This window comes from Nitrosopumilus sp. (assembly GCF_025699255.1).
In the GTDB taxonomy this organism is placed as follows: Archaea; Thermoproteota; Nitrososphaeria; order Nitrososphaerales; family Nitrosopumilaceae; genus Nitrosopumilus.
This window is the reverse complement of the sequence record NZ_JAILWA010000013.1, coordinates 13,771-36,528: the sequence shown is the minus strand read 5'-3', so window position 1 is coordinate 36,528 and position 22,758 is coordinate 13,771. Positions and strand designations below refer to the sequence as shown.

Annotated in this window: 36 protein-coding genes and 1 tRNA gene; 16 read left to right on the top strand and 21 right to left on the bottom strand. The window is 31.1% G+C overall.

Annotated elements, in window-relative coordinates; translation table 11 throughout:
* Window positions 1–5 precede the first annotated feature (5 nt).
* The 3 genes from K5781_RS09435 to K5781_RS09425 are packed head-to-tail and all read right to left on the bottom strand — an operon-like array spanning window position 6 to window position 1,044.
* The gene (locus K5781_RS09435; protein WP_297443395.1) at window positions 6–404 is read right to left on the bottom strand and encodes a hypothetical protein; all 399 of its coding nucleotides are present in this window, start codon (window positions 402–404) and stop codon (window positions 6–8) included.
* Between the two features lie 22 nt (window positions 405–426).
* Window positions 427–780 (bottom strand): hypothetical protein, encoded by a 354-nt coding sequence (locus K5781_RS09430; protein ID WP_297443392.1) that lies wholly within the window; start codon window positions 778–780, stop codon window positions 427–429.
* A gap of 45 nt (window positions 781–825) precedes the next feature.
* Complete coding sequence (locus K5781_RS09425) at window positions 826–1,044, bottom strand: hypothetical protein (protein ID WP_297443389.1); 219 nt, start codon at window positions 1,042–1,044, stop codon at window positions 826–828.
* 17 nt (window positions 1,045–1,061) lie between these two features.
* Between K5781_RS09425 and K5781_RS09420 the strand changes: the two genes are divergently transcribed.
* Complete coding sequence (locus K5781_RS09420) at window positions 1,062–1,574, top strand: Hsp20/alpha crystallin family protein (protein WP_366848237.1); 513 nt, start codon at window positions 1,062–1,064, stop codon at window positions 1,572–1,574.
* Here K5781_RS09420 and K5781_RS09415 read toward each other — a convergent pair whose 3' ends face one another.
* The 7 genes from K5781_RS09415 to K5781_RS09385 all read right to left on the bottom strand — a co-directional run bounded on the left by K5781_RS09415 (window position 1,575) and on the right by K5781_RS09385 (window position 6,910).
* Window positions 1,575–2,693, bottom strand: a complete 1,119-nt coding sequence (locus K5781_RS09415; RefSeq protein WP_297443383.1) for a DNA topoisomerase IV subunit A — start codon at window positions 2,691–2,693, stop codon at window positions 1,575–1,577.
* Window positions 2,680–4,563 carry a DNA topoisomerase VI subunit B gene (locus K5781_RS09410; protein WP_297443380.1) on the bottom strand — a complete coding sequence of 628 codons (1,884 nt, stop codon included), beginning with the start codon at window positions 4,561–4,563 and terminating at the stop codon, window positions 2,680–2,682. The genes K5781_RS09415 and K5781_RS09410 overlap by 14 nt, the downstream gene beginning before the upstream one ends.
* Window positions 4,550–5,122 carry a pre-rRNA-processing protein PNO1 gene (locus K5781_RS09405; RefSeq protein WP_297443377.1) on the bottom strand — a complete coding sequence of 191 codons (573 nt, stop codon included), beginning with the start codon at window positions 5,120–5,122 and terminating at the stop codon, window positions 4,550–4,552. Before K5781_RS09405 ends, K5781_RS09410 begins: the two co-directional genes overlap by 14 nt.
* Window positions 5,119–5,898: a serine protein kinase RIO gene (locus K5781_RS09400; RefSeq protein ID WP_297443375.1), complete on the bottom strand. Its 780-nt coding sequence runs from the start codon at window positions 5,896–5,898 to the stop codon at window positions 5,119–5,121. The genes K5781_RS09405 and K5781_RS09400 overlap by 4 nt, the downstream gene beginning before the upstream one ends.
* A gap of 77 nt (window positions 5,899–5,975) precedes the next feature.
* On the bottom strand, window positions 5,976–6,272 hold the full coding sequence (locus K5781_RS09395; RefSeq protein WP_297443373.1) for a DUF424 domain-containing protein: 297 nt from the start codon (window positions 6,270–6,272) through the stop codon (window positions 5,976–5,978).
* Window positions 6,272–6,694 (bottom strand): translation initiation factor IF-2 subunit beta, encoded by a 423-nt coding sequence (locus K5781_RS09390; RefSeq protein WP_297443370.1) that lies wholly within the window; start codon window positions 6,692–6,694, stop codon window positions 6,272–6,274. The genes K5781_RS09395 and K5781_RS09390 overlap by 1 nt, the downstream gene beginning before the upstream one ends.
* Window positions 6,695–6,763: 69 nt before the next feature.
* Window positions 6,764–6,910 (bottom strand): DUF5679 domain-containing protein, encoded by a 147-nt coding sequence (locus K5781_RS09385; protein ID WP_014965714.1) that lies wholly within the window; start codon window positions 6,908–6,910, stop codon window positions 6,764–6,766.
* Between the two features lie 247 nt (window positions 6,911–7,157).
* Between K5781_RS09385 and K5781_RS09380 the strand changes: the two genes are divergently transcribed.
* The 4 genes from K5781_RS09380 to K5781_RS09365 all read left to right on the top strand — a co-directional run bounded on the left by K5781_RS09380 (window position 7,158) and on the right by K5781_RS09365 (window position 10,168).
* The gene (locus K5781_RS09380; protein WP_297443366.1) at window positions 7,158–7,658 is read left to right on the top strand and encodes a hypothetical protein; all 501 of its coding nucleotides are present in this window, start codon (window positions 7,158–7,160) and stop codon (window positions 7,656–7,658) included.
* 71 nt (window positions 7,659–7,729) lie between these two features.
* On the top strand, window positions 7,730–8,875 hold the full coding sequence (locus K5781_RS09375; protein ID WP_297443363.1) for a DUF373 family protein: 1,146 nt from the start codon (window positions 7,730–7,732) through the stop codon (window positions 8,873–8,875).
* 133 nt (window positions 8,876–9,008) lie between these two features.
* On the top strand, window positions 9,009–9,752 hold the full coding sequence (gene uppS / locus K5781_RS09370; protein WP_366848245.1) for a polyprenyl diphosphate synthase: 744 nt from the start codon (window positions 9,009–9,011) through the stop codon (window positions 9,750–9,752).
* The gene (locus K5781_RS09365) at window positions 9,749–10,168 is read left to right on the top strand and encodes an NUDIX domain-containing protein (protein ID WP_297443360.1); all 420 of its coding nucleotides are present in this window, start codon (window positions 9,749–9,751) and stop codon (window positions 10,166–10,168) included. The genes uppS and K5781_RS09365 overlap by 4 nt, the downstream gene beginning before the upstream one ends.
* Here the strand turns inward: K5781_RS09365 and pyrF are convergent.
* From pyrF to K5781_RS09350, 3 genes are read right to left on the bottom strand one after another with little or no spacing between them, the layout of a single operon-like run.
* A complete protein-coding gene (pyrF, locus tag K5781_RS09360) occupies window positions 10,148–10,888 on the bottom strand; it encodes an orotidine-5'-phosphate decarboxylase (protein ID WP_297443357.1) in 741 nt (246 codons plus the stop codon). The genes K5781_RS09365 and pyrF overlap by 21 nt on opposite strands.
* Window positions 10,869–11,549, bottom strand: coding sequence for a hypothetical protein (locus K5781_RS09355; protein ID WP_297443354.1), 681 nt, complete (start codon window positions 11,547–11,549; stop codon window positions 10,869–10,871). The genes pyrF and K5781_RS09355 overlap by 20 nt, the downstream gene beginning before the upstream one ends.
* 49 nt (window positions 11,550–11,598) lie before the next feature.
* Window positions 11,599–12,600 (bottom strand): adenylosuccinate synthetase, encoded by a 1,002-nt coding sequence (locus K5781_RS09350; RefSeq protein ID WP_297443351.1) that lies wholly within the window; start codon window positions 12,598–12,600, stop codon window positions 11,599–11,601.
* An 80-nt stretch (window positions 12,601–12,680) separates the two neighbouring features.
* On the opposite strand from K5781_RS09350, the gene K5781_RS09345 reads away from it, so the two are divergent.
* Window positions 12,681–13,142: a hypothetical protein gene (locus tag K5781_RS09345; protein ID WP_297443348.1), complete on the top strand. Its 462-nt coding sequence runs from the start codon at window positions 12,681–12,683 to the stop codon at window positions 13,140–13,142.
* On the opposite strand, the gene K5781_RS09340 is transcribed toward K5781_RS09345, so the two are convergent.
* Window positions 13,139–13,420 (bottom strand): Fe(2+)-trafficking protein, encoded by a 282-nt coding sequence (locus tag K5781_RS09340; RefSeq protein ID WP_297443345.1) that lies wholly within the window; start codon window positions 13,418–13,420, stop codon window positions 13,139–13,141. The genes K5781_RS09345 and K5781_RS09340 overlap by 4 nt on opposite strands.
* Before the next feature lie 77 nt (window positions 13,421–13,497).
* Here K5781_RS09340 and K5781_RS09335 point away from each other — a divergent pair, with 77 nt between their 5' ends.
* The 5 genes from K5781_RS09335 to K5781_RS09315 all read left to right on the top strand — a co-directional run bounded on the left by K5781_RS09335 (window position 13,498) and on the right by K5781_RS09315 (window position 16,091).
* Window positions 13,498–13,707 carry a hypothetical protein gene (locus K5781_RS09335; protein ID WP_297443342.1) on the top strand — a complete coding sequence of 70 codons (210 nt, stop codon included), beginning with the start codon at window positions 13,498–13,500 and terminating at the stop codon, window positions 13,705–13,707.
* 60 nt (window positions 13,708–13,767) lie between these two features.
* The gene (locus K5781_RS09330) at window positions 13,768–14,409 is read left to right on the top strand and encodes a hypothetical protein (RefSeq protein ID WP_297443339.1); all 642 of its coding nucleotides are present in this window, start codon (window positions 13,768–13,770) and stop codon (window positions 14,407–14,409) included.
* Between the two features lie 119 nt (window positions 14,410–14,528).
* Window positions 14,529–14,816, top strand: a complete 288-nt coding sequence (locus tag K5781_RS09325; RefSeq protein ID WP_297443337.1) for a winged helix-turn-helix domain-containing protein — start codon at window positions 14,529–14,531, stop codon at window positions 14,814–14,816.
* 157 nt (window positions 14,817–14,973) lie between these two features.
* On the top strand, window positions 14,974–15,573 hold the full coding sequence (locus K5781_RS09320) for an L-threonylcarbamoyladenylate synthase (protein WP_297443334.1): 600 nt from the start codon (window positions 14,974–14,976) through the stop codon (window positions 15,571–15,573).
* Window positions 15,570–16,091: a THUMP domain-containing protein gene (locus K5781_RS09315; RefSeq protein WP_297443331.1), complete on the top strand. Its 522-nt coding sequence runs from the start codon at window positions 15,570–15,572 to the stop codon at window positions 16,089–16,091. The genes K5781_RS09320 and K5781_RS09315 overlap by 4 nt, the downstream gene beginning before the upstream one ends.
* Here the strand turns inward: K5781_RS09315 and cgi121 are convergent.
* Genes cgi121 through K5781_RS09300 form a run of 3 tightly spaced genes read right to left on the bottom strand, consistent with a single transcriptional unit; the run spans window position 16,083 to window position 18,030 of the window.
* Window positions 16,083–16,856, bottom strand: coding sequence for a KEOPS complex subunit Cgi121 (cgi121, locus tag K5781_RS09310; RefSeq protein WP_297443328.1), 774 nt, complete (start codon window positions 16,854–16,856; stop codon window positions 16,083–16,085). The two genes, K5781_RS09315 and cgi121, sit on opposite strands and share 9 nt — an antisense overlap.
* A gap of 39 nt (window positions 16,857–16,895) precedes the next feature.
* Window positions 16,896–17,243: a hypothetical protein gene (locus tag K5781_RS09305; RefSeq protein WP_297443325.1), complete on the bottom strand. Its 348-nt coding sequence runs from the start codon at window positions 17,241–17,243 to the stop codon at window positions 16,896–16,898.
* Window positions 17,244–17,274: 31 nt separating this feature from the next.
* Window positions 17,275–18,030 (bottom strand): TatD family hydrolase, encoded by a 756-nt coding sequence (locus tag K5781_RS09300; RefSeq protein ID WP_297443322.1) that lies wholly within the window; start codon window positions 18,028–18,030, stop codon window positions 17,275–17,277.
* A gap of 96 nt (window positions 18,031–18,126) precedes the next feature.
* On the opposite strand from K5781_RS09300, the gene K5781_RS09295 reads away from it, so the two are divergent.
* Window positions 18,127–18,348, top strand: a complete 222-nt coding sequence (locus K5781_RS09295) for a histone (RefSeq protein WP_297443320.1) — start codon at window positions 18,127–18,129, stop codon at window positions 18,346–18,348.
* Window positions 18,349–18,458: 110 nt separating this feature from the next.
* Here K5781_RS09295 and K5781_RS09290 read toward each other — a convergent pair whose 3' ends face one another.
* Complete coding sequence (locus K5781_RS09290) at window positions 18,459–18,866, bottom strand: plastocyanin/azurin family copper-binding protein (RefSeq protein WP_297443316.1); 408 nt, start codon at window positions 18,864–18,866, stop codon at window positions 18,459–18,461.
* Between the two features lie 75 nt (window positions 18,867–18,941).
* Between K5781_RS09290 and K5781_RS09285 the strand changes: the two genes are divergently transcribed.
* Both K5781_RS09285 and K5781_RS09280 read left to right on the top strand, forming a co-directional pair.
* A complete protein-coding gene (locus K5781_RS09285) occupies window positions 18,942–20,693 on the top strand; it encodes an AIPR family protein (RefSeq protein ID WP_297443313.1) in 1,752 nt (583 codons plus the stop codon).
* Window positions 20,694–20,856: 163 nt separating this feature from the next.
* Window positions 20,857–21,024, top strand: coding sequence for a hypothetical protein (locus K5781_RS09280; protein WP_297443310.1), 168 nt, complete (start codon window positions 20,857–20,859; stop codon window positions 21,022–21,024).
* Here the strand turns inward: K5781_RS09280 and K5781_RS09275 are convergent.
* Window positions 21,021–21,611 (bottom strand): hypothetical protein, encoded by a 591-nt coding sequence (locus K5781_RS09275; RefSeq protein ID WP_297443308.1) that lies wholly within the window; start codon window positions 21,609–21,611, stop codon window positions 21,021–21,023. The two genes, K5781_RS09280 and K5781_RS09275, sit on opposite strands and share 4 nt — an antisense overlap.
* A gap of 105 nt (window positions 21,612–21,716) precedes the next feature.
* Between K5781_RS09275 and K5781_RS09270 the strand changes: the two genes are divergently transcribed.
* Complete coding sequence (locus tag K5781_RS09270; RefSeq protein ID WP_014965737.1) at window positions 21,717–21,977, top strand: winged helix-turn-helix domain-containing protein; 261 nt, start codon at window positions 21,717–21,719, stop codon at window positions 21,975–21,977.
* A gap of 2 nt (window positions 21,978–21,979) precedes the next feature.
* On the opposite strand, the gene K5781_RS09265 is transcribed toward K5781_RS09270, so the two are convergent.
* Window positions 21,980–22,192 carry a hypothetical protein gene (locus K5781_RS09265; RefSeq protein ID WP_297443305.1) on the bottom strand — a complete coding sequence of 71 codons (213 nt, stop codon included), beginning with the start codon at window positions 22,190–22,192 and terminating at the stop codon, window positions 21,980–21,982.
* Window positions 22,193–22,248: 56 nt separating this feature from the next.
* On the opposite strand from K5781_RS09265, the gene K5781_RS09260 reads away from it, so the two are divergent.
* Window positions 22,249–22,440 carry a hypothetical protein gene (locus K5781_RS09260; protein WP_297443302.1) on the top strand — a complete coding sequence of 64 codons (192 nt, stop codon included), beginning with the start codon at window positions 22,249–22,251 and terminating at the stop codon, window positions 22,438–22,440.
* Window positions 22,441–22,645: 205 nt separating this feature from the next.
* On the opposite strand, the gene K5781_RS09255 is transcribed toward K5781_RS09260, so the two are convergent.
* Window positions 22,646–22,719: transfer RNA gene (locus tag K5781_RS09255), tRNA-Thr, on the bottom strand.
* Window positions 22,720–22,758 lie beyond the last annotated feature (39 nt).

Sequence of the window (22,758 nt, the reverse complement as noted above, 5' to 3'; positions counted from 1 at the left end):
AGGAATTAAATTTCTACAGCCTTGTTAACATTGTCATCAATTAAGAAACTCCAATGTTTATCATCTTCAATTTTAAAATCATTCACTTTTAAAGGAATTACTTTTTCATCTAAACATTCATGTTTAATTTCTCCATTTTCTTTTAATTTTACTAATTTCCATTTGTACTTGCCTTGTTGTAATTTACATACACTAACACCCCATTTTGCATCCGGATCAATTTTTGGCATCCCAACCAAATCAGCAAGTTCTTCAATTCCAAGTTGTTTTTCTTCACAGAATCTTTTCTTACAAACACCGCATCTCCAAACATCAACAGAACCAATAGTTCTTTCATCAATATTGATATTTACTACTCCAAAATAGACTGGTTGATGTTTACAGGTTTCAGTATCTATGACCAATGTTGTTCACCAAGTATTAGCATTATTTAGTTCTTGCATCATCATATAGTTTTTCTAAAATCACACCAATATTATCAACAATTTTGTTTCGTTTAAATTCAATATTTTCTCTCTCACACATCCTTCTGTACATGTTAACGGCTGTAAATCTAGGATGCATTGCTTCAAATTCAGTGACAGTAATATCAATAAAAGCACCTAAAGCCATCAGTTCGTTTGATGCTTTTTTGGCATCATTAATAGAAATATTCAATTTTTCAGCAATTTGTTCTGGAGACATTTTTCCAAAACATGTAACTGCCAAATAGACCCTAGCTTGAATTGAGTTTAGATGTATTTCAGACACAAGATCGTTTTCAATTGCCGTAAGAGACATTATTTTTGAAATAAATCATTATTACATAAAATATGTTCTATGATGTTATTTTTTAACAAGGATTTTTTTGGATATCTTTAAAGAAAATCCCATAGTAATGAAATGAATAATTCCGCCTATAACTACTGCATGAATCAAATTATCAGATATAATCCAAGTAATAACAAATCCACTGATAGAAGGAATTGTAATTATAACAGCAATTATGGTTCCTTTGAGTACAATTTCGCCTATCGAAAGTTTTGTTTGATTATCATCGGACAATAGATAAAATTTCAAAAATGGTAATAAAAACCAAAGATACTTTATATTTGGCAGAACTCAATTTTGACTGTTTGGCAAGTTACAAAGGAGCATATTCAAATGATCAGTCATTAAATTTTGTAATCCCCATAATTGTTATTTTATTTTTAGGAATAATCTACATAATGACACAAAGGGCAGATTCAGGTTTTGTCAGTTTTATTCTAATTGGGGCAGCAGCTCTTACAATGTTTTATTGGGTCAAAGTTTTGAAAAAAATGGCCAAAGATAAAAAACCAGTATATGCACAAACTAGAGAACAAGAAACAAAGAATTGGGTTTATGATTTAATCAAAGGCGAAGGTGAATTTGTATTTGTTGCAGAAGTACCAGGACCAGAAGATAAAATTGCAGTTAGATTAGTAGACGGTATCTTATACATTAGGGGTACCGGTGGATTTTCAAAAGAAGTTCCAATAGAAGGAGTTAATGAAATGCAAATATTTGATTTCAAATATAGAAACGGAGTATTAACTTTAAGAATAAAATAACTAGAGGCTTTTCGCTAATTCTAATTTTTGTGGCAGATATTTATCAGTAATATTGGTCAAACCGTATTTTGAGAAAGCTTCAAGTTCTGCTTTTCGTTTTAATCGAAGAAATACATCAAGTTCCTTTTTCCAAATTCCATCTTGATATCTCGGATCCTTTTGAAGATCATAACATCTCTTGATATCAGATTCAGTCATTGGAATAGTTGGCAATTTGTATTTTTCAATATCAGTAGCCCATACACCTACCCATTTTGCATCTGGAACGGTAAGTTCTCTAAGATGAGCAGCATTTGCAGAACCTGATTTAATTACCATGGCAATATGTTCTCCATACACATCTCCATCTGTCAAAACAATTACAGGTAATCCCATTTCATCATGCAGTCTCTTTAACAAAGTACGAGTTGAACGTGGTGCTTGTCCACCAGTATTGATAATAATGGATTTGAATTTTTTATCAATCTGTTCTTCAACAAACCTAGTAAAAAGACCACCTTTCTCAATAGCAATTACAATTTCCGCACTGGTATCAACTAATTCTGCAGTAGTCAAACTAGGTCCAATCGAATATCCATCAGGATGGTTTGATAAATTCATACTTTTGCCTTCGTAACCTGGAATAGTATATTCAATATTCAAGTCACCAAAAATTGAACTTCTCTCTTCTGGAAAAATATGAAAATCTTCTCTAGGTTTTGAAGTTACTGCTTCTAAATCAACTATGATGTTATCAGATTCAGATTGATCTTCAAATTCAATTGCGAATGCTTGTGAAGAATAATAGACATCTCTTAATGTGGAGGATTTTTTTTCATGAGTTAGTCTATTTGCAAAAAATGCTAACCACATTAATTGAGTAAAAGATCTTAACTGTGCAGAATTTCTTGAACTTCTTACAGCTGCATTATTTCCTAAAATATACTGCCTAAGTTTCTTATCATAAACGATATTGCTTACAGATCTGCTGGGGATTGAAAATTTTGGAAATTGGCCATTATCTAAATCATCATAAATTTTTGCACCATGACTTTTTAACATCTCAAGAATATTCTTTTGTTTTTCATCAGCTTTTTTACCACGTTCTTTTATTTTGTTTTTCTCTTTAGTTGTTGCCAATTACGCTTTCCTCCTTTTCATCTTTTTTAGGTTTAACCGTATTATCAACTGCATTTTCATCTAGTATTTTCTGGTAATTAGGTGCTTTTTTCTTACCAGCAAGTTCTGTACAAAACTCTGCAATTAATGGAATGTATTTGGCATAAAGATTAGCCCTCTTTTTTGCCATATCTGCTTGTCCTCTTTTTGACATGTATGCTGCCAATTTTCTTGACAAAAATTGTAATGCTAATCTTAATTCTCTCTCTATTTCTTGTCTATCAGCAACATTTTCTTTTCCAGCGGTTTTGTATGGTATTCTGGTGGAACAGATATGAGATACTATAATGAATGGAGGATCACCTTTTACCTTGTATCTTCCCCAATCAGTGTCGTTTACTACTTTGAGAACTACATCACTTCCTTCATCATATAGTAATGGAATTCTATTGGCATATCGATAAACATGAGGTCCTCCTGATTTGATATCACCACCATAAGCAATGCCCATCTCAACAATGAATGGAAATCCAGAATATGCTGAAGGTGGACGTTGAACTACAGCAGTAAAATCAGGATTAAAGAATTTCTTGATTCCTTTTTCAAGTGGCTCTTCACCTAAAGGAGCCAAACAACTTGAATCAGGTGCCATAAAGTCATCAAATTTTTGAAGAGAATCACTTAGTTGAACTAGTTCTTGGTTTGTTAGAGTACCCATTCGTTTTTCTGGTTTGAATTTTGCAAATTCTGCAAATTTTACCGCAGTTGTTGGTCCTATACGTTGAAATCTTTTAGTCAAAAATGTAGTTAATGGTTCTCCCTGAACAGTGTTAGTAAGTTGCTTGTAATATTGACTTTCAGGATCCAAATCAACTGCTTTTGATTGAGAATCTCCAAAATCCCAATAGAACAATTTTTTGTTTGGGATGTCAAGATCTTCAATTTTTATTTTATTTAGTTTTTCAAAATCCATTTTTAGAAACGACATTAATGCAATTACTACTCTAACTTGCCGTGAAAGAGTTTTCCATTTTTTCTTTGCTTTATCCATTATTGCTGTAAAACTTAGATTTTTCTTTGACAATCCCAAATCTTTTCTTACTTTTTCAATCATTGCATCATCAATAACAGGAATCTCAAACTGTGATTCAACAATCATTCTTCTTATTCGTTCTACATCAATGCCATGAGGATGTGGTCGAATAATTGTTGGTGGAGGTGGAATTTCTTTTACAAATCTTGTGTGAGTGAATTTTTGTCCTTTAGGATCATCAAAAGTGATTGAAGCATAAGGAGTAATCAAAGAAGTTTCATAAACATAATCACGAATTTTATTACCTGCTTTTGAATAATCGCCTTCTAAACAAATACTGACAGATAATCCTTTTTTTGAAACTTCTTTTGTTGTATGTTTAACAATTACTGGTTTATTTTTTTGAATATCTAACAATATTTCAAACTGATTTTGGATTGCACCATCTGAACAGCTTTTTACAATTACTGGTTTGTTAGTTGTAATTTGTCCATAAAGAATAGCCATTGTTGCTCCTAGTCCAAACATCCCCCTTGCTTGCTTTAATCCAAATTTTGAACCATATAGGACAGTTCCAAAAGCAAGTGGAATATGTTCTGCATCTATTCCAGGTCCATTATCCTTTACAGTCAAAATGTAAGGCTTAGGATCTGGTTTTTCAGGCTCAACTGCCTTTATTGTCAGATGAACATCAGGAAGAATCCCTTTTTGGTCACATGCATCTAATGCATTTTCAACAAATTCTCTAACAGCTGTGTAAAGAGATCTTGTTGGATTACTGAATCCGGCTAAATCACGGTTACTATAAAAAAACTCACTAGGAGAAATTTGATTAAATTTTTCTTTAATAGAAGACATCTTGATCTTCCCACAGCTTCATTTTTTCTTGTTTTTCTTTTCTATTTGCTGCTTCTAATTTTGTATAAACAGCACCATGCATACTTCCGCTAGATATAGATGAAATAGCATCAACTGCTAAACGAAGTTTACTTGCATCACCAATAATTGAAACAGTTTTTCCATAAACTGAGATATGAGTACCACTAAGATTTTCCATATTTCGCCTTGCTCTACCACCTTCTCCAATAATCCTCCCTTTTATCCTTTCAACATTTGCATTTGATTTTCCTGCAAATTCTCTAAGATCTATTACATGTAATGCATTCTCACCTTTTAGTAAAGTCATTGCATTATCAGGTGAGAATCCTCTACCAATAGCTGTAACAATCTCCATAGCTTTAAAGGGTTGTATTTTTTCAACATCACCATCAGATTTTATAAAAACTTCACCAGTATCTCCGTCAATATCTAATGTAACAAAACAAGCAGTTTCAATTTTTGATTTAACAGAACCTGATTTTCCAATTAAAACAGCAATACGATCATTTGGAATACGAATTAATTTTTCAAAGCTCATTTTACAATATCCTCAAATATTTCATCTGAATCTTCAATAGAAATCCCTCTTTTATTGAAGAATCGTCCAATGTTATTAATATCTCGTTTAAGAAATTCTTGAGCATTTGGATGTCTAAGATCAACACCAGAACCCAAATCAAAAACTACTAAACCATTTTCAGTTTTAAAAATATTATATTCTGAAAAATCACCATGTACTAATTTTGCTTTCTTGTAAAGATCCTTGAGTATAGAAATAGCTTGAGAATAGTCATTTTCATCCACTTGTGAATTAAGTAATAATTTGGCAGGTTTGCCATCATTTCCTATAAATTCCATGGCTAGAACATTATTAGTCACATGTAGAGGTCTAGGAACTGGAATTCCAGCCTCATAGCATTGAATCAAATTTTTAAATTCTTTTTTTGCCCAGAGATAAACTAAATTCTTTGTACCTTTCTTGACATGAGAAAATCTAGGGTCTCCAAGAATGTATGGTTCCCTTTTTTTAAAATTTGAAGTACTTACCAAATAAATTTTCAAAGCAACATTACCATCATTTTCATCCACACCCCAAAAAAGAACCGACTCTTTTCCAGCACTAATAGAACCATTGACATATGCAATAATATGATCTGTAATCATTTTGTATAATGTCATAACAGTTGGTTTATCTAAAACTTCATTGACAACTTTTCCTTTTTTAAAACCATCTTCCAAATGTTTTCGATTTCGTTTAGAAATTAATTTATTATCTATCTTAGATTCTAATTTTTTGCTTAGAATGTCAGTCATTGAATAGAAAAGGTCGTTACTAGATAAAAGAGATTTCTATTAAAAACAAAAAAATTTTTGATGTCAAATCAATCTAATTACATATTAAAAATGATCAAAAAAGGAACATCAGAAACTGTTTTAACAGCAAGTTCAGAACCTATTCCAAGTTTTAGAGATAAAGATACAGTTTCTTTTCCAGCCATGTTAATTATTGAGGAATTTTTCAATAAAGATTCAGCTTCTTCTTTTTCAACAAATCTTTCGCCATAATAATTCTCACTAATATGCATAGTCAATTCACCTTCAATAATTTTTTTCCCCAAAATTTCTGCATCACAAATATTCAGCATTGGTTGGTTTTGATAGTTAGTAGTTCGTATCGCGAATTGCATTACGCATATTTACCTTTCAAAGTAGATTTTGCACCACAAGCTTCACAAATTAAAAATGATATTCTATTTTCTTTGAGAATTTTTGTGTCTGGACTTTTGCAAGTTGGACATTCAAGATAGTCTTTAACATAAATTTCAAATAATCTAGTAAAATCATCTGGAGCTCTACGTCCAACAAACATTGCTTTATCTCCTAGCCTCTCTGCAGGTACAGCAAACTCTTTTGAAAGATACTGTAAAACTTTATCAGGATCTCTACGTAAAACTTTGGGAAATTCTGAGAAATTTCGTAAAAAGGTCTTTTGTCCTTCCCACATTACATCTACTATAGGGAGTTCAAATCTAGTTTGAGATTCTTTATCAGTATCACCTAGCTTATCTTGAATACGTTTTAGTAAATTTTCATATTCTGTTTTAGTCACTAAAAAATAGTGCATGGTAGACCCTATATGGGTTTTGAAAAAGAGAAATCGTGTGGACCTTGTTTGAGGTTATTCCATCTTACCAATACGGAAGACGTTAGTACCACATGTTGGACATGTACCTTTTACGGCAGGACGTCCATTCTTTAGTGTAGTTTCTTTGGGATCTTTAATGTCCCTTTTTGCTCTGCATTTTACGCAATATGCTTGAACCATTATGAAATTTGTCAAACTTGGTGGTATTTAGGCAGAGGCTGTGAAAATTATTTCACTATAGGCTAGATGTGCGTAAATTTTTTCAGGCATCAAAAAAGAGATTTTTGAAAAAATTGTAAAGAAATCAAGTATTTTTTAAAAAATCATGAACAAGTCTATAAAAAATTAATTTTTTCTCAATAATTGTTCAGTAATTCAAGATAATGATATATTATCAATTATAAACTCCTTAATCACACTCTACAGAATGGCATCAAAAAAAGGAGTGGCAGTTACTGCCATAATTTTGGCTGCAATTACGGGTGCAAGTTTCTTGTTATGGATTATTCCTCAGGATGTTGAAACAACATTTGTTGTGTCAGATTATGAAAATTATTTGGATGGTGTAAAAAGTATCCATGAAGTTTTAGAAGAATCAATAGATCTGGAGTATGAAAATCTAAAAACAGGAGAAATTTCTCCACAAGAATACATTGCTGTGACAGAAGTAACGTCATCACAAGTAACTACTCAAATTAGTGAATTCATTACTTCAAAACCATCAGAAGAATGGCAAACAAGCTACATCAATTACATGGAGGCTATGAAGTCATTTAATGCATATATAGTTGAGACAAAGGTCTTGGCCAACATGATTGAAAATGGAAACACTGAAGAAGAAATGGATAAAATTATAGAAAAAATTGAATCTTTAAAATCTGAATCTGCAAAATATGTTAGAATTTCTGATCAGTCCAGACCAGGCTAGCCTCAAAACCGAATTTTACTATTCATATTTGTTGGAAATCGTTAAAAAGCAATTTTGTGTAAAAAATCTAGATGTCTCAACGCACAGATAAGATTGAAAAAGATGTGAATGCATCTACAGCCAATAAATTGCTAGTTATCTGTATTGATAGAGATAATGATGTTGGAGACAAAGCAGGAATAAAAACACCCGTTATAGGTAGAGATGCATGTATTGAGGCAGCTCAAAGATTAGCATTAGAGGATCCTGAAGATGCAGATTCAAATTCAATTTTTGCGGCAATTAAAACATATGAAGATTTGATAAGTAAAGGGTACCAAGTAGAAGTAGTTACTGTTGCAGGGGTTAAAGATAGAGGCGTTCAAGCAGATGAAAAAATTCTAGCAGAAACCAGAAAAATTTTAGAAAAATTTTCTGCAAATGGTGCAGTCATTGTTTCAGATGGAGAAGACGATGAAAGTGTTATTCCCGTAATTCAAAATGTTCTTCCAGTAGTTTCAGTTCAACGTGTAGTAATGAAAGTTAGTAGAAGTGTAGAATATTCTTATGCAGTGTTTGGAAAATATCTAAAAATGCTTGCATATGATTCAAAATATTCCAAATTCTTTTTAGGAGTTCCCGGAATTCTTTTGTTAATAGGAGGAGTTGCCACAGTATTTGGTTATACTGCAGAAATATTTGCAGTACTTGTAAGTATTTTGGGTGGTGCATTTTTAATCAGAGCATTTGATATTGATAGAGTATGGTCAAGTTGGTCAAAACCAACACCGATGGGGTTTATCAGAATGTTCACAATGGTTGCAGGAGTATTACTAATATTGTCATCAGTTCCAGCTGGTGTTAGTGCAGTTGATCAAGAATTGTTTAATTCAGATACACAATTCACCACAATAATTACAGACAAAGTAATTGTAGGACAATTTGTCTCAGGGGCAATTCCAATTTTATGGATTGGTATGGGTTCCATATTTGCTGGAACATTACTAAGTAATTGGATTGGAGGAATTCCAAGACAAATTAGCGACATTTTGAGAATAATTGTATTAGGTGCACTTTATCCAACAGTTTTCCAATTTACTGAAATTATGATAAATGATGATCCTTCATTTACCTTAATTCCTCCGCTTCTAGGAGGATTAGCGGCTACCTTAGTTTCAGCCACAATTCTGTTCAAAAAATATAGGAAACATAAAGATCAAGAGATGATTTCAGACTAAAGTCTTTGAAAATAGAATAATAGAATCAAAATTCTAAAAACACTGATATCTACAATTGTGCATAACGTATCAGTGGTGACAAATCATTAGTAAAATTAAAGATGTAATTTTTCAATTATCTGGACTCTATAAAATATATGGAAAAAGACTAGAAAGTGAAATTCAAAATGGAGATATTCCAAATCACGTTGCTTTAATTTTAGACGGCAACAGGAGATGGGCAAAAAGACACCTATCAATGCCAAAAAAAGGTCATTGGAAAGGAGCAGATGCTGTTGAAAATCTGCTAGATTGGTGTGAAGAATTTGATATTAAGATTATCACCCTATATGCTCTCTCAGCAGAAAATCTTAGTAGAGATGATGAAGAATTAGAATATCTATACGAATTAATTCGTATGAGATTAGAAAAATTATTCAATGATCCTAGAATCCATAGAAACAAAATGAGAGTAAAGGGAATAGGCAGAATTGAATTACTTCCAGAATCCATTAAAGAAATTTTGAGACAATTGGATGATGCAACAAAAGACTATGACAATCATTTTCTAAATATAGCACTTGCATATGGAGGACAAAATGAATTAGTAGATGCAGTAAAAAAAATTGGAGGAAAAATCAAAGAAGGTTCTTTAGATGTTGAAGATATTGATAAGAAAGAAATAGAATCTAACTTATACACATCACATTTACCACAATCATCTCCAGACATGGTTTTGCGTACTTCCGGAGAAAAAAGATTAAGTGGATTTTTGATGTGGCAAAGTGCTTACAGTGAATTAGTTTTTATGGATATTTTTTGGCCTGAATTTAGAAAAATAGATTTAATGAGGGCAATTAGAACATACCAAGAAAGGAAGAGAAGATTAGGTAAATGATTGAAGAAACATCTGCAGGAATTGTAATATTTAGAAAAGAAGAATCTAAAAAATTATTTTTGTTATTACATTATCCATCAGGGCATTGGGATTTTGTTAAAGGGAAAATGGAAAAAGGAGAATCAATTAAACAAACTGCAGTTAGAGAAACACAAGAGGAAACAGGTATTACAGACATTACGTTTTTAGATAATTTTGAAGAATGGATAGAATATAATTTTCAATATCAAGGAGAATTAGTTCATAAAAAAGTAGTATTTTTCCTAGCTGAAACAAAAACAAAAGATGTTAAAATTTCACATGAACATCTAGATTACACATGGATGGATTATAGTACAGCAATGGAGAAAACAACATTTGATAATGCAAAAACAGTTTTGACAAAAGCTCAAATGTTACTTTCTAAAACTTTGTAACTGTAATTCTTTGGCAGTCTCAATTGGATTTTTAGAATTTAAAATGGTTCTACCAACAATTAGATAATTTGTTCCAGCAGAAATTACCTCAGAGGCACTACCTCCTTGAGTTCCAACACCAGGGGAATAAATACTCAAATTTTTTCCTGCTTTTTTAGAACAATATTGAATAATTTTTGGGAATGTTGCACCTACAACAATGCCATCAACTTTTGCTGTTAGTGCCCAATTCAAAAATAATTGATACAGCTGTTGTTTTTTACCCATTTTAATTTCCATATCATATGATAATTTAGCCTCAGGGGCACTCATATGACATAAAGTGATAACACCTTTCTCATTTTTATGTGCAGATTTTACTAGATTTTTTAGACTATCCAAACCCATTATTGGATTTGCAATAACAGCGTCAAATCCTAACTTCCACAAATGTTCTGTAGTTACTCTATTTGTATTTCCAATATCATTTAATTTGATATCTGCAATTGTTTGCAAACCATACCTATGAGCAGTTTTATTGATTTTTTGAATTTCTCTTTGACTTAATGGAAGTAATAAATGGAAATTTAGTTTAATTGCACATAGATATGGATGTAGTTGCTTTATGTTTTGAATTGTTTTTAATTCTATATTTTTGACAGAAAGATCATAGTCATTAGCAAGAATGACTTTGCCATTAGTTTTGGATATTTGAGAAATTCTAGTTTTGAAGGTGGCCATAATCTACTAGAGGATGAGTGTCTTTCAATTTTATTATTTTGATATAAGAATATCCATGTTCTGAAGGATTTTCTACAAATGTAGGTTGAGAACTAGTTACAGTAGAAAATTTTAAGAAAGGTTTTCTCGGATCAGAATCTAATACTACATGACAAAAATATGAAGTTCCTTCATCATTAAAATTCATGAATACTCCAATTAGCCATTTATCATTGTGAGGGAATAAGAATAAAGGAAAAGGAATTTCTTCAATTCCCCATGTGAGTTTTGCCAAACTTGACATGTCTTCTAATTGAATTGGTTGATATCTATCAAGAGTTCCATTTCCAGGCTGTAATGTTTTGGGTAAAGATTTGATTCTAACAATAGGAGAATAGAGTTTACTTGCATCTGAAGTGGTATCTACAATTTCAGATTCTTCTTTTCCTCCTTTTAGTCCATAGCAAAGATAATGACCATTATTTTCAAGATCTGTATAATAGACAATAGGTTTTTCTTTTAAAACATCCATTTGTACAGATAAAATTTTTTTTCCATCGTAATCATGTAAGAAAGATACACGTGGAGCACGTTCTAATGCACAAACGAGCCTAGTAAATTCTAACATTGAATGAACTTGAATGTAACGTGGTAATTTATCAGTAGTTTGTAACTTGTCCACAGGAATTAGCTGTTGATTATCAAATTAAACTTATCCAAAATATTGGAGCCTAGTTTCTTCTGTCAATGACATCATTGACAGCAGGACCAGTTCCAATAATTGTTACAGGCGTGTTTAATTCTTTTTCAATATTTGTAATGAATGTTTTTGCATCTTCAGACAGTTCATCGTAAGAAGTTTTTCCTGCGCAATCTGTAAAGAGAACATCTAATTTTGTTATAGAGATTTGTGTTGCACCATTGAGCATAATTGCACGCCTAGCTAAATCAAAATCAAAATCTGCTGCTCTTCTTTGTCTACCAGTTACGGTACCAAATTCAGACCAGCCTTTTTTTTCAGCATCCTCAAGAGAAAGTTCTTTGTCAAGAGGACCAGTACCCACACGTGTAACATACGATTTGAAGACAACAATTACTTCATCTACTTTAGTAGGACCTAATCCAACATCTGCACATATTCCTGAGGCAGTAACATCTTTTGAAGTAACAAATGGGTATGTTCCATGCCACAATGAAAGAAAAGTTCCTTGGGTGCCTTCCACCAAGACATTTTCATTGGCAGAAAGTGCAGAGTTTACTTCCAAAGGAACATCTACTATTAATGAAGATAAAGAATCAAAATCTTTTGCAAGTTTTAAGACTCTCATGGCACGGTCAGCATTAGCTGGACCAGTGCCTGAGCCAGTACTACCAATTTTTTCTTTTAGTTCACCTTTAGAATCTCTGTTAAGATGAGTTTCTTCAATGATTCCACAATGTTTGTCTATGAATGAACGCCCAGATACATCAAAATCTTGAATTTCTTTGTTTAATACATCAGGATTAATTACAACTCCAGGTCCAATCATTACTTTAGCATTTTTATTTAAAAATCCACTTGGAAGCATTCTAACTTTGTATACTTTATCTCCATCTCGAATTGTATGACCTGCATTAGGGCCAGCTCCTCCACGTACAATAATTTTGGGATTATCTTTTATTGCCAAATAAGAGATGATTTTTCCTTTACCTTCATCTCCAAAAAAACCGCCAACAACAACAGTTGATGTCATATTCTACAAGCTCTAATTCGTTTATTTAAGCTAAAGTGTTTTAACATGATTTTATATTCAACTCCGATTTGTTTAGATCGATGGTTGGTGAAAACTTTGCAGGAAACATTATCATTAATTTAGCCAATTTACCTGATTTTCTTAGAAATCCTATTTTGAAAAAAAGGATGGTAGAATTCTTTTCATTATCAGAACCTGAAAAAATGGAGGTGATAAATAATGCTTTAGAAGCAGGTCCTACAATTCCATTTCCTAATTTTTCAAAGCTTTTTAAAACTTGGCTTAAAATTTTAACAACATTATCAGAAGAACAAAGAGAAGGGTTGTTTTCAGCGTACATTAATGAAGTTGCAAGATCACCACAAAAGCTAATTACTTTCAACATAGATGGAATTTTAGAAATATTTTTGACATTAGAAGAAAGCGAAAGGGAAATTCTTGCAAATACAATTAAAAAAATTATCAGTAATTTAGATGAAAATGCTAAAAAACGAATAATGATTGTTATTCCAGAAAATGCTAAAAAACACTTAAAATTCTAAGCACCTTGAGGCTCATCTGGCTTTCTGTTGTCTTCATTCGTATAATCAATTACTTCTCCTTCAGGAGACAATACGCCGACAAAGATTTTTTCATGTTTCTTCAATAATTTCCTATGATCTAGCATAGACATGTCTAATTTCATTTCATTCATTACCATGATTTGATATTCTTTCCATTCAGCCCAACATTTGTTACATGTGGGATATTTTGCTGCAACCACTCCAAGTTCTTCACTATCAGGAATAGAATTCTTACATTTGGTACATGTACGACTCATAAAAATTAAGAATAATAAACTCCTTTTATCTTTTTTTGAACATAAAACAATAATAATTATCAGAGTCCTATTTGAACATGAAGATAAAATGCCCAAAGTGTAAAGAAAATGCAGAATTGGCAATGGATTATTCTGTTGTAAAATGTGATTCTTGTGATTTAGATATGAGTTATGGAGAATATGTAAAATTTGTGGCACATAACGAATCGAAATATTCAGATATTTTAGGAGATTATGCGGGTAGTACTGAAGGGCATTCTTCAGGTTCGTTAGATGAATGGGATTAACAAAAGAGTGTAATCATTCATCAGATTAAAATAATTAGTTTAAGATATTTCTATTAATCATTGGATTTTTTGTTAGAAAATATTCTTAATTTGGTAGGGTTTTTGATAGGACTTGCAATTGGAATTATGTCATATATTGGATTTAGAAATACCGGAAGCCCAACATTATTCCGATTAACTATTGCATTTTTTTCAATCAGTGTAGGTTTTTTTATCATATGGACAGGATACATGGTAGAAGATTTTGTAACAAAAGCAGGAAATATAGAAAGATGGATTCAAACTTTGGGAATCGTAGTTCAAACTGTAGGATATTTTTTTATTGCATTTTCACATAGTATTAAATCATTTTTTCCTAAATCTAGTTATTTCAGATCAGTTGGAATCTTTCCTTTATTCTTAGTTTCCTCAGTTCAATTAGAACATATTTTCAGATCTGTTTCATTTATTTTGTTAGCATATGGTGCAATTGAAACCATGTTATCATATTTTGAAAATCGTAACAAAGGAGCAATATCAGTATCTATAGGATTGGGATTTTTGGCATTGGGGGAATTTTTAGGATGGTATTCTTTTGTGTTTCCAGAATCAATCCTATATCCAGTATCTATGATTATCAAAATTGGGGGATTGATAGCATTGTTCATTCCAGTCAGCAAGGTACCTCTAACTAAGATAAAATTTGATGAGGGTTTAGAATAATTTTGTCTCAGGCTCAAAAATTCTACAAATAAAAAATTTGTCAAATTCTTTTATCTTTTTAGTATATTGCAAAATATCAGTGTCCTCTCATAGAAATTACAGCAAACAAGTATAGAGAAATGGCTGAATATAGAACACATATGAAAATTATTGGAGATATTCTAGCAACGACTAGGGATGATCTTCAAGATGAAGATGGGGCATCAGTTACTTATCTTATTAGAAAAGCAAATATTTCTCATTCAAGAATTTCAGCAATTTTGAAAACTTTAGTTTCACAAGGTCTTTTAGAGAAAGTTGATAGTCAAGGTTCAAACAAGTATAAAATAAGTCAGCCAGGTAGAGAATTTTTACAAGCATATTACACATTCACAAATTTTGCAGATAATTTTGGATTGAGTATTTAATCACTCGAATCATCAAATTCATCTAAATTATCATCAAAATCATCTTCAAAATCAGTATCTTCATAATCAGCTGATGACATACTTTCCAAATTAAAGAATGAAGTGTTAAAAACTTATTCTAATGTAAATTATAATTAAAAAGAAAGAGTGATGAAAAGTGTTAAAAGTATCATGTAATGATGAAGGGATTGAAAAAGCTTCACAGATAATTAAAAGAGGAGGAATTATAGTATATCCAACAGATACTGTTTATGGTATAGGTTGTAACCCATACAACATAGAAGCAGTTAAGAAAATCTATGAAATCAAATCTAGAAACATTTCAAAATCAGTTCCAGTTTTAACATATTCATTAGAAACAGCAGAAAAAATTGTTTATTTAGATAAATTTTCTAGAAAAATAGCTAAAAAGTTTTGGCCAGGTCCTCTTACTTTAATTTTAAAAGTTACTGATGAAAAAATCAAACAATCATTAAATTTAGAAAATAAAATTGCTATTAGAGTTCCTAATCATAAATGTACATTAGAGTTATTGAAAAAATGTGATTTTCTTGTAGGTACAAGTGCAAATATATCTGGAAATCAATCAAGTACAGATCCAGAAAAGTGCATTAGGGAATTATATGATTATGATATTTTTGTCGATGGTGGAATTATTCATAGCAAAGGAGAATCAACAATAGTTGAAATTGATAATAGCGAAGTCAAAATTATCCGCGAAGGTTCTTTAAACAAAGAAGAAATTTTACAAACATGAATCTCATAATTACTTGCCCAAGACATCTAGAGCCAGAAACAGAAGATGAATTAAAGGATATTTTAGGGGAATTAGGAGATTCGAATATCAAAGTTACAATTACAAGTATGTCTGGGATCTTAACTGCAGAAACAATATTAGATCCGATAGAAGTAGTAAGGAAAATCAAAGAAATGCTTCTTGATGAACCATGGAGTATAAGATATTGCAAAAGAATTATTCCAATTCAGAAAGTGATTGAATCAAAAATAGATGAAATTGACAAAAATGTTGAAGAAATGTCAAATCAAATTACAAAAGAAGAAACATATAGAATTTCAATTGAGAAAAGAAACTCAGACTTGTCTAGTAAAGAGATCATTACAAAGATAGCAAATAAAATTAAAAGTAAAGTATCACTAGAATTTCCAGATAAAGTTCTTTTAATTGAAATTTTAGGGAATAAAACAGGAATTTCCATTCTTAAAAAATCAGATATACTCAGTACAGAAAAAACTAAAAGAAGTATATCAGAATAATACAGATGCTTTTTCTATTAAAATATCGGCCAATGGATTTTTTGAATAGGTTGAAAAAAAATGTTTTTTTGTAATTTTAAAATATTTTCTAAGATACAATTCATTATTTTTTAAGAATAAATTTACAGTAAATGGTTTTAGTTCAACATATAATGAATTTAAATTTTTTTTGTTTCCAATTGCAACTAGAACAAAACTTTTGTTGGATTTAATTCCTACATTTTTTATCGCATTAGAAATTTGTGTATTTAAAGCAAATCTCATGAGAATGTCAGTCTCTAGTTTATTTGAAAGCAACACATTATTTTTTTGAGATTCAATTGATAACGAAATAATTTTTTTAAAATGATATTGATTTAAGATAAAATCGCTTGAAATTGCCTGGATTACAAGTTTGGGGAATTTTTTTCGAAGTTCATCTAGAAATTGTACATTGATTGAAGTTTTGTCTTTAATTTCTATGGCTTGAATTTGTTTTTTTGAAAATTCAAAAGTGAGTCTATTTAATGCCCCACCATGAATTATAGGAATTATACTTACAATATCATTATCTTTGATTTTTGTGGATTTACCACTCATTGCAGATGAATCAGCACCATTAATTGCAATTAAAACATTTTCAGTATCAAGAGTAGGAGTATCTTTAGGCTTAAGATCTACAAGTAATATAATTAATTCTTGGATTGTTATTTCAGATTTGTCAATGTTTAAACGCTCCATTGGGAATGATTTTTTTGCTCCACCTACAAACTTTACAGTAAACATTTCTAACTAATTTAAAATCTCAAAACAATATTTTATTAATTATTCAGTTTTTTCTTCTTTTGTTTCAGAAGATTCTGTTTCAGAGGATGCATCAATAATAGCATCAGGAATTTCTTCAGTGGTTGTTTCTTCAGTTATCTCAACTTCAGAGGGTTCTTGAATTTGTTGTTCAGATTTAGATGCTTGAATTCTAGCCTGCTTTGCTTTTTCTTCACGAATTTCTTTTTTGATGAATTTTGTAATATATCCTGCAATCTCATTTTTCAATCCTTTTGATCGTACAATTGAAATTTGATCTAAGGCTTTTTTATTATCAGCGAAATCTTCTCCGAATTTAGACTTGTGTCCATCTAGAACTTCATATGAAAGTCGTTTTATTCTATCCACTGAACGTGTAAAGGATAGGGGTATTTTATACCTATATTCCCAAATATGAGTTTGAATTCTTTTCTAAAAGTAATGTCATTTCATCAAAGGATTTACCAAGAATTTTTGAAGCACAAAAAATAACACTGGGAATAAAACTGATTTGACCAGATTTCATTTCAAAACATCTTGAAAATCTAACGGGCCCATCAGTCTCAACAAGAATTCTAGATTCATCAGTTTTTGACAACAATGTTTGTTTGTCATTTGCATAAATCATTACAGGTCCATATGACACAAAAAACCCCATATCCATAGCTTTAGCAAGTTGTTTTTTACTTCCATCAAACCAGTGTAACAAAGCATGTTTTGTATTATAGGAAGTCATTATTTGAAAAATTTCATCAAGGCTTTTTCTGGAATGAATTGAAACAGGTTTGTTAAATTTTTCTGCATATGACAATAATGTTTTAAAAACTTCATGTTGTTTTTTATTATCATTTTCTTCATTTACATATGTTGGATCTAATCCAATCTCACCTATTCCAGAAATTTGTATGTGATTATCCTCAATTAATTTGGATGTTTTTTCAATATCTTGATTAGCATATTCTGGATGAATTCCAATAAAAGGTAATACAAGATCACTTTTTTCTGCAAGTTCTAAAGTTTGTAATGAATTTTTATAATTCATTGAAACACAACATGCTTTCAGTTTTAAAAACTGCATTTGATTTAAGATAAATTCCATATCTGAGGCATATGCTGGATCTGACAAATGTATATGAGAATCTACATACCAAGACATTTCTTTATCAATTCTTAAAATAGTCTGTATAAATCGATTCCTTAGTGATATTTTTTCACTCGTTATCTTTTTTCGGAAAAAACTAAATTAAAAATCATGAAATCATCTGAACTAGGATTATCTGCAATGTATAGGATTTTAAAAAAAGCAGGGGCAGAAAGAGTTAGTGATGAATCAGCGGATGAATTAAGGAGAATTATAGAAGAAATTGCAAATAATATTGCTAAAAGTGCAGTAGATATGGCATCACATGCAAGTAGAAAAACTGTAAAAGGTGAAGATGTAAAATTGGCATCAAAGCCATTTAGCAAATTCTAATCTAAAGAGTTTAATTATTCATTTTGTGTTTTTTAAAACGGTACTCTGGCAGAACGGTTATGCGTGAGCCTGCAAAGCTTATACAAGGGGGTTCGACTCCCTCGGGTACCTTACTCTACTATAACTTGGCCTTTCATCCACGGATGAAGAGTACAAAAATAATCAAAAGTTCCTTTTTCGTCAAAATCAAGTGTATATGATTCAAAGGGATCTAAATGACCACTATCAAACAAATCAACAGGTTCCTCATATGAACCAGAAGTCACACTATGAAATGCTGAATCCTCATTTACCCATGTCACTTTTTGTCCAGAATTTATTGTGACAATTGATGGAATGTAACATCTATCAGTTTCTTCACATCCAGGACGAGAAACTTTTGTAGGCATTATTACATCACCCTTTACAAGAGGTTCAGATTCCGAAACACTTTCTATTGAAGAGTTTAAAAATGCAAGTGAGATTATTATCAATCCAAATATCGATAATGCTGCCACAATAGCTATTTTTTTTATCAAATCACATCACATCCTTTTGAAAGTTATTACATAATTACCAAATTCTCTAAATATATAACATATCAAAAAGGCTAGTTGTCTCAAAATGGAAATGGTTTGTTAGAATACATTCCTGGCTCACATACATTATTAGTTCAAAAAAATTCTAGTCCTCCTCTAGAAGGATTTGCTGAAAATATTCAGGAAAGCATACATGAATATGCAGAAAATTCAAAAAGTGAGGTTGAGAAAGGGAATAACTTTCTTCAGTGGATTTTAACCAGAGTTTTTGAGGCTACAGAAGACGATGCTGCAGATGCAATTGTAGACGGTGCAAACGATCTAGGTATCGATGCTTATCTTCCAGTAGATTTTTCTGATAATACAATCAGATTATTTCAATCAAAATATGGAACATCACATTCACTTGAGGCAATAGCAAAATTCAAAGAAGATGCAAAGAGATTACTGGCAAAAGATGTTGTAAAGATGAGACCCGAACTCGCTCAGCTTGTAACAAAAATTAAAGAAAAAAATCTAAAGATAAAATGTTGTTATGTTACTGATCAAGAAGTAGACTATCATGATGATACAGTAGAGATAATTGATCAAAAAGTAATAATCCAAAAATTATGGGATAGGATAAAAAAGCCAGCAGCAGGTAAAAAATCATCTATTAAACTAGAAAGAATGCTCAGACATGAAAATACAATCTTAGGCATATTGAAATTACGTGAATTAACTGAATTTGTAAGTAAGAATAGAGATTATGTTTTTGAATCAAACATTAGACAATGGATGCAATTTAAGACCACAGTAAACAAAGGATTAAGAGAAACATTACAAAGTAATCCAGGTAAATTTTTCTTTTACAATAATGGAATTACCATAGTAGTAAGCGATTTTTCAGAGTTGGGAGAAAATATGATTGAACTTCATGCTCCTCAAATCGTCAATGGAGCTCAAACATCTAATTCTATTCTTGATCATTCAAAAAGAACAAAAAATATGGAAGGTTCTATGACAGTAACGATCATAAAAGCAGATGATGAACAAGAACAAAACAATATTACAAAATATAGAAATTCTCAGAATTCTGTTAGAGGAAAAGATCTAGTTTCGTTAATGGATTTTCATAAATCAATTAAATCACAATTAAAAAATTGTGGTTATTTTTATGAAATACAAGCAGGGTCTTTTGATACAAAAACTAAATCAAAACAATGTGAATATGATGGAGATACAATATACAACAACTATCTTCCAGACAATCACAAGAAGGTCATAGTTGCAAAAGATGCAATACAATCTTTGGTTGCAGGAATTGAACAAAGACCTACAGAAGCATACAGCTCACCAGCTCAATTTCTTCCAAGAGGGAGTAAATATGATGACATATTCAATGATAATCTAAAAGATGATTACAGAATTTTGTTGTATCCATATCTTGTAAAAGAATTTGCTAAGAAATCATTGAAATATGGAAAGCAAGGTGGACATAAAACAAAAAGATATGCGACATTATTCTTTGTAGCAGTATATTTTAGAATTCTGCACAAAAAAATTCTTGAATCAAAAGGGGATTTTAAAGTAGATATAAGAAAATTAGAGCCCATTTTCCATAGTTTCAAACTAAATTCAAGAATTTTGAAGATTACAGATGTAATTGTGACTAAATTTCTTGAAGATACAGTAGTAGATGACGAGATTGAATTGGCAAATACTAAACACAATTTCTTTTCTCAACATGTCTGGAATGATTCAATGCTTAGGGTAATCGATAAAAAAATCAGACAAGAAGAAGAAGAGATTTTGGCATTGAAAAAACTCACAAACAGTTTATTTTAATTTTAAAGGCAGTAGTCTAACCAAGTAAAAATCTTGCAGGAGGTTTACATTGGTCAGACTTGCTACCTAAAATCAGTACAAATTAGTAATATTTAACATAATTTTTCTAAACAAGATGAATTCTAGAATGTTTTTTATATTGATTAAAAAGAACAGAAATGCTTTGGGGAAAAAAGAAAAATGTGTTATTTGTAACGAAACTGTAGGATTTCGTTTTAAAGCAATGGAAGAATGGAAAATTGAAGGTACATTATGCGGTAAATGTTATTCAAAAAAAGTAGATGAACATTATCCTGGAGAACATATCAGAGTTAACAAACATTTAGATTAATTTTCTTTTGTTTTAGATAACTTATTTGTATTAATACAATTCCAAACAAGAGGATCGTCTTGTACATCTTTTTCATCTAAAAATTTAATGTCCGTAATAGTTTTTTTCTTTTTTAGTAAATTAACTTGGAAGCTAGAGAATTTTTTACAATCACATTTATTGAATAAGCAAACATCTCCATCACCTTCATCATGGTCTTGAGCTTCATGACCACAATTACATATTGCATCTTTCTTTGCATCATCAAGAGATTTTTTTGTGTAAACTCCTAATCGTAGATATGCTTCTCCTCCATGGCCTTTTTTGAATCTCTCATAGTTTTCTGACTTTGATAATTCTTTAAAGAATGAAAGATTTGTGTCAGGTTTTTGAGAATCTGATCCCATGATGAACCAATATTTGTCATCAATCTCCAAGAATCTGATTTTGATTGAAGGATCTACCCAAGGATGAATTGTGTCATGCCAAAGAGATGCTGCCTCTTTTCTCTCTGTAAATAATGGAACGACATTCATTCTAAGATCATAATACCTATACGCAACACCCACAAAATCATCATACCAAGGAATTGAGGGTCGAGAAGACATTGCACGAAAATCAGGTCAGAGCTTATTTATCTGATCTGAATTAATGGTAATACCCTTATATCATAGAGTGGGATGTAGTTACGTATGGCTTCCTATAGAACCAGTATGCAAATTGTTGCAGATTTACTAACTGCCACTCAACAGTCTGGCCAAGAAGGCATCAAAACAACATCACTTCTTACAAAAGCTAATCTATCACATTCAAGATTATCAAAATTTTTAGAGAATTTGACAGGAGCTGGTCTAATCAACAAAATAGAATTTGATGGAAAAAATACTTTTGTCATCACTTCAAAAGGCAGACAGTATTTGGATTCTTATGTTAACTTTTCAAGTATTGCAGAATCTTTTGGTTTAGAGCTTTAGATTCATTTTCTAGATCTTCGTTTAGCATTAGCCTTTCTTCGTTCTTGTCTTTCTTTGAAAGAACTGTACAAAACTATGATAATTATTCCTGCTATTGCAGCCCACATTAAATTAAAGAAAGGAGGGTTTCTAAGATCACCAGTTGAAGGTTCGAAAAATGCAATTGGAATAGTTACAACCATAAAAATCAAAATGACTAAGAGGTATTTGTCCATAAAGAGATTATTTTACAAAACCATATATCTTTTTGATTACTCAAAATGAGCAGTAAATGACTAAAATACTTGAAATTATTGGATTTGTTCTTGTTGCAATAATGACATTAGGGTTTGTAGGAGTTTTTGAACCATATGGGATAAAAAATGGGACTTCTGAATTATTTTGGGGATGTGCAGGAGGTACATTGATGATAATCATTTACAGAAAGATGAAAAGAAAACAAGAAGAGCAAAAAGAAAACTAGAATTTTTTGATAGTCTATCAGCGATTGATCAACTATTAATCAACCGACAGATCTATAAAGGACAATTTCAAGTAAATTATGAGGGGAGTATTTGACAGAACAAACAAAACAATGGTGGGAAGGTTTAGGAAAAGAATTAGAAATAGACATTGAAACCTTTGAAGAATCAAATTAGTATTATTTTCAAATTTTTAAAAATGTATCAAGCCTCGGACGGGATCTGAACCCGTGACCTAACGCTTACGAGGCGTTCGCTCTACCAGGCTGAGCTACCAAGGCACGTTTGGATAAATCCATCAGAGTTAATAAAAAGCCTTT

What these genes read in the sequence shown, in the direction of transcription:
- K5781_RS09395 (WP_297443373.1), bottom strand. Translation starts at nt 6,272, where the DNA reads ATGCAATTCGCGATACGAACTACTAACTATCAAAACCAACCAATGCTG.
- K5781_RS09315 (WP_297443331.1), top strand. Translation starts at nt 15,570, where the DNA reads ATGAATCTCATAATTACTTGCCCAAGACATCTAGAGCCAGAAACAGAA.
- K5781_RS09375 (WP_297443363.1), top strand. Translation starts at nt 7,730, where the DNA reads ATGTCTCAACGCACAGATAAGATTGAAAAAGATGTGAATGCATCTACA.
- K5781_RS09420 (WP_366848237.1), top strand. Translation starts at nt 1,062, where the DNA reads ATGGTAATAAAAACCAAAGATACTTTATATTTGGCAGAACTCAATTTT.
- K5781_RS09325 (WP_297443337.1), top strand. Translation starts at nt 14,529, where the DNA reads ATGGCTGAATATAGAACACATATGAAAATTATTGGAGATATTCTAGCA.
- K5781_RS09380 (WP_297443366.1), top strand. Translation starts at nt 7,158, where the DNA reads ATGGCATCAAAAAAAGGAGTGGCAGTTACTGCCATAATTTTGGCTGCA.
- K5781_RS09365 (WP_297443360.1), top strand. Translation starts at nt 9,749, where the DNA reads ATGATTGAAGAAACATCTGCAGGAATTGTAATATTTAGAAAAGAAGAA.
- K5781_RS09335 (WP_297443342.1), top strand. Translation starts at nt 13,498, where the DNA reads ATGAAGATAAAATGCCCAAAGTGTAAAGAAAATGCAGAATTGGCAATG.
- K5781_RS09265 (WP_297443305.1), bottom strand. Translation starts at nt 22,192, where the DNA reads ATGGACAAATACCTCTTAGTCATTTTGATTTTTATGGTTGTAACTATT.
- K5781_RS09295 (WP_297443320.1), top strand. Translation starts at nt 18,127, where the DNA reads ATGAAATCATCTGAACTAGGATTATCTGCAATGTATAGGATTTTAAAA.
- K5781_RS09275 (WP_297443308.1), bottom strand. Translation starts at nt 21,611, where the DNA reads ATGTCTTCTCGACCCTCAATTCCTTGGTATGATGATTTTGTGGGTGTT.
- K5781_RS09350 (WP_297443351.1), bottom strand. Translation starts at nt 12,600, where the DNA reads ATGACATCAACTGTTGTTGTTGGCGGTTTTTTTGGAGATGAAGGTAAA.
- K5781_RS09270 (WP_014965737.1), top strand. Translation starts at nt 21,717, where the DNA reads ATGCAAATTGTTGCAGATTTACTAACTGCCACTCAACAGTCTGGCCAA.
- cgi121 (WP_297443328.1), bottom strand. Translation starts at nt 16,856, where the DNA reads ATGTTTACTGTAAAGTTTGTAGGTGGAGCAAAAAAATCATTCCCAATG.
- K5781_RS09430 (WP_297443392.1), bottom strand. Translation starts at nt 780, where the DNA reads ATGTCTCTTACGGCAATTGAAAACGATCTTGTGTCTGAAATACATCTA.
- K5781_RS09340 (WP_297443345.1), bottom strand. Translation starts at nt 13,420, where the DNA reads ATGAGTCGTACATGTACCAAATGTAAGAATTCTATTCCTGATAGTGAA.
- K5781_RS09385 (WP_014965714.1), bottom strand. Translation starts at nt 6,910, where the DNA reads ATGGTTCAAGCATATTGCGTAAAATGCAGAGCAAAAAGGGACATTAAA.
- K5781_RS09300 (WP_297443322.1), bottom strand. Translation starts at nt 18,030, where the DNA reads ATGTCTTGGTATGTAGATTCTCATATACATTTGTCAGATCCAGCATAT.
- K5781_RS09405 (WP_297443377.1), bottom strand. Translation starts at nt 5,122, where the DNA reads ATGAGCTTTGAAAAATTAATTCGTATTCCAAATGATCGTATTGCTGTT.
- K5781_RS09400 (WP_297443375.1), bottom strand. Translation starts at nt 5,898, where the DNA reads ATGACTGACATTCTAAGCAAAAAATTAGAATCTAAGATAGATAATAAA.
- K5781_RS09345 (WP_297443348.1), top strand. Translation starts at nt 12,681, where the DNA reads ATGGTTGGTGAAAACTTTGCAGGAAACATTATCATTAATTTAGCCAAT.
- pyrF (WP_297443357.1), bottom strand. Translation starts at nt 10,888, where the DNA reads ATGGCCACCTTCAAAACTAGAATTTCTCAAATATCCAAAACTAATGGC.
- K5781_RS09410 (WP_297443380.1), bottom strand. Translation starts at nt 4,563, where the DNA reads ATGTCTTCTATTAAAGAAAAATTTAATCAAATTTCTCCTAGTGAGTTT.
- K5781_RS09260 (WP_297443302.1), top strand. Translation starts at nt 22,249, where the DNA reads ATGACTAAAATACTTGAAATTATTGGATTTGTTCTTGTTGCAATAATG.